Genomic DNA, 2,977 nt, shown 5'->3' with positions numbered 1-2,977 from the left:
GGGGCCGGGCTTGGGGGCCGGACCCGGCTTCGGGGCGGCACCGTTGTCCGCGGCGGGACGCGGGCCGGGCCTGGGAGCCGAACCCTTGCGACCGCCGTCGGAACCGTTGTTGAAAGCTTCCTGGAGGCGTCGTACGACGGGGGCCTCTATGGTCGAGGACGCCGAACGGACGAATTCACCCATCTCGTTGAGCTTGGCCAGAACGGCCTTGCTCTCTACACCGAACTCCTTGGCGAGTTCATATACCCGGACCTTCGCCACTACTCTCCTTCAGCTTCGGTCCGGGACATGGGCTTGTGCCGGACCGTCGTTAGCTCGAGTTACTCATCGCTGCGTACTCATCAGGCGCTCATCGCAATCTCGACCTGCTTCCTCATCGCTACACAACAATGGGCCAGCTTCTGCGTGCCGACACAGCACTGGACGCCGACCTCGGTCCGTACAACCCAGAAGTCGGTCCAGACATTCCAACCCTATCGGGAACGTTGACCCGATCCGCCACGCGGGGCGGCGTCGATCAGGGCCGCCACGGGTGAGACGTCCCACCCGTCGGCGCCCGCTCCCCTCCGGTAGGCGCGTGACCAGGCCCTGCGCCGTTCGGCGAGCTCGAAGCACCGCCGATCGCGGTGCAGGTAGGCGCCGCGCCCCGGAAGACGACCCCGGGTGTCGGGCCTGATGACCGTGCCCTCGGCCACCAGCCGCACGAGGTCGGACTGGACTGCCCGCGACCGACACCCCACGCAGGTACGCACGGGGCGGTCGGGACCGTCATGGGCCACCCTATCGCGTCGAGGCATGAGCGCGACCCGATCAGCCCGTCGCGGCGGTGTCGTCGCCCTCGGCGGCGCCCTCCCGTTCCGGCTCACCGGCGGGCTCGGCGTCGGAGCGGATGTCGATGCGCCAGCCGGTCAGACGTGCGGCCAGACGGGCGTTCTGGCCCTCCTTGCCGATCGCGAGGGACTGCTGGTAGTCGGGCACGATCACGCGGGCGACGCGGGAGGCCATGTCGAGGATTTCCACGGAGTTGACCCGCGCCGGGGACAGGGCGTTGGCGACGAACACGGCCGGGTCCTCGGAGTAGTCGACGATGTCGATCTTCTCCCCGTGGAGTTCGGCCATGACGTTGCGGACGCGGCTGCCGAGCGGGCCGATGCAGGCGCCCTTGGCGTTGACCCCGCCGCGGTTGGAGTGGACGGCCATCTTGGTGCGGTGGCCCGCCTCCCGGGCGATCGCCGCGATCTCCACGGTGCCGTCGGCGATCTCGGGGACCTCCAGCTCGAAGAGCTTGCGCACCAGGTTGGGGTGCGTGCGCGAGAGGGTGACCGAGGGGCCGCGGTGGCCCTTGCGGACCTGCACGACGTAGGCGCGCAGGCGCTCGCCGTGGGTGTAGGTCTCGGTGGGCACCTGCTCCTGCGGGGGCAGGACCGCCTCGATCTTGCCGAGGTCCACCAGCACGTTGCGGGGGTCCTTGCCCTGCTGGATGATGCCGGAGACGATGTCGTGCTCGCGCCCGGCGAACTCGCCCAGGGTCAGCTCGTCCTCGGCGTCGCGCAGACGCTGGAGGATGACCTGCTTGGCGGTGGAGGTCGCGATGCGGCCGAACCCGGTGGGGGTGCCGTCGAACTCGCCGACGGACTCGCCGTCCTCGTCGGTCTCGGCCACCCACACGGTCACGTGGCCGGTGGAGCGGTTGAGCTCGACGCGGGCCCGCTTCTCCGGGCCCTCCTCGCGGTGGTAGGCGATCAGAAGCGCGTCCTCGATGGCCTTGGCCACGAGTTCGACGGAGATGTCCTTCTCGCGTTCCAGGCTGCGCAGAACGCTCATGTCAATGTCCACGGGGCTCCCCCTCTAGTCCGCCGCGTCGGTGTCGGCATCGTGGCGGAATTCCACCTGGACCCTGCCCTTGCCGAGTTCGGCGTGGGTGAAGGTGCGGGGCTGGCCCTCGACGTCCAGGGTGACCCCGTCGTCGTCGGCGCCGGTGACGCGCCCGGTGACCTTGCCGCCCTCGGCGAGGGAGGCGATCACCAGGCGGCCTCGGGAACGGCGCCAGTGCCTCGGCTGGGTCAGCGGGCGGTCCACCCCGGGCGAGGTGACCTCCAGGACGTAGGGCTGCGCGCCCATGACGTCGGAGGAGTCCAGCAGGGTGTTCACCTCCTGGCTGACCTCGCCGACCGTGTCCAGGTCGACCCCGTTGTCGGAGTCCACGACCACGCGCAGCACCCGTCGCTTGCCGGCCGGTGTGAGTTCGACGGCCTCCAGGTCCAGTCCGGCCTCGGCCAGTACCGGCTCCAGCAGCTCGGCGATGCGCTCCTCGCGCGCCTGCGCTCCCATGTGGTCCTGCTCCTCCAACGGCGAAGATCCCGCCCGCGCGGCCTTCGGGCCGGTGTACGGGGCGGTCCAGCTCTGTACGTAGTCTTCGACTTCAGCGGCCCGCCCCCCCGGTGCGGGGACGCGGGCCGACCGCGCGTCGCGTGCGACGGCGGTTGTGCTGCAAGGGTATCCACACCCGGAACCCCTCCAGGTCGCCGTCGGTGGCCGGGGCGCGTCGGCGCGTGGCCTCCGGGGCGCGGCCACGCGGCGGCGTCCCCCGCGCGGTACGGGACGTGGAAGGATGGGGGCCGGGGGGCCGCCGCGGGCGGTCCCCACCGCACGGGAGGGAGAGCGCGTGGGGATCGGCTGTGTCAGCCGTCGCACGGTGCTGGGCGCGACGGCCGCTGTGGGCGCCGTGGGCCTGGCCGGGTGCGGCGGTACCGAGTGGTACCCCTCCGACGTGACCCCGGACGTGTACGTACTGCGCGCGGTGGTCCGGGAGAAGGAGCGGATGATCGCGCGCTACGAGGCCGCGGTCGCCGAGGGGACGGGGCCGGTCGAACTGCTGGAGCGGTTCCTGGAACACCACCTCTCCCACCTGGACGCGCTGCTGGAGTCCCTGCCCGAGGACACCCCCTCCCCCTCCGCTGAGCCCTCCGGCGGCCCC

4 protein-coding genes and 1 pseudogene are annotated in these 2,977 nt (G+C 71.4%); 1 reads left to right on the top strand and 4 read right to left on the bottom strand.

The genetic code is table 11. From position 1 onward, the window contains the following. The 4 genes from DQW06_RS00645 to rimP all read right to left on the bottom strand — a co-directional run. The coding region (locus tag DQW06_RS00645) for a translation initiation factor IF-2 N-terminal domain-containing protein (RefSeq protein WP_157983312.1) at nt 1-261 on the bottom strand (261 nt) is incomplete at its 3' end. 212 nt (nt 262-473) lie between these two features. After that, nucleotides 474-797 (bottom strand): YlxR family protein, encoded by a 324-nt coding sequence (locus DQW06_RS00640; RefSeq protein WP_083555309.1) that lies wholly within the window; start codon nt 795-797, stop codon nt 474-476. Nucleotides 798-810: 13 nt separating this feature from the next. Then, nucleotides 811-1,824, bottom strand: coding sequence for a transcription termination factor NusA (gene nusA, locus DQW06_RS00635; RefSeq protein WP_013154601.1), 1,014 nt, complete (start codon nt 1,822-1,824; stop codon nt 811-813). A gap of 24 nt (nt 1,825-1,848) precedes the next feature. Continuing rightward, nucleotides 1,849-2,331, bottom strand: a complete 483-nt coding sequence (gene rimP / locus DQW06_RS00630; protein WP_013154602.1) for a ribosome maturation factor RimP — start codon at nt 2,329-2,331, stop codon at nt 1,849-1,851. A gap of 334 nt (nt 2,332-2,665) precedes the next feature. Here rimP and DQW06_RS00625 point away from each other — a divergent pair. Further along, a pseudogene (locus tag DQW06_RS00625) lies at nt 2,666-2,977 on the top strand (hypothetical protein); the annotation flags it as partial.

This window comes from Nocardiopsis sp. TNDT3 (genome assembly GCF_003427465.1).
In the GTDB taxonomy this organism is placed as follows: domain Bacteria; phylum Actinomycetota; class Actinomycetes; order Streptosporangiales; family Streptosporangiaceae; genus Nocardiopsis; species Nocardiopsis dassonvillei.
Note: the sequence above shows the minus strand (reverse complement) of the source record. Positions and strands in the feature narration are given on the sequence as shown.

Coding starts and splice junctions, on each gene's coding strand:
- rimP (WP_013154602.1), bottom strand. CDS start 2,331: ATGGGAGCGCAGGCGCGCGAGGAGCGCATCGCCGAGCTGCTGGAGCCG.
- nusA (WP_013154601.1), bottom strand. CDS start 1,824: ATGAGCGTTCTGCGCAGCCTGGAACGCGAGAAGGACATCTCCGTCGAA.
- DQW06_RS00640 (WP_083555309.1), bottom strand. CDS start 797: ATGCCTCGACGCGATAGGGTGGCCCATGACGGTCCCGACCGCCCCGTG.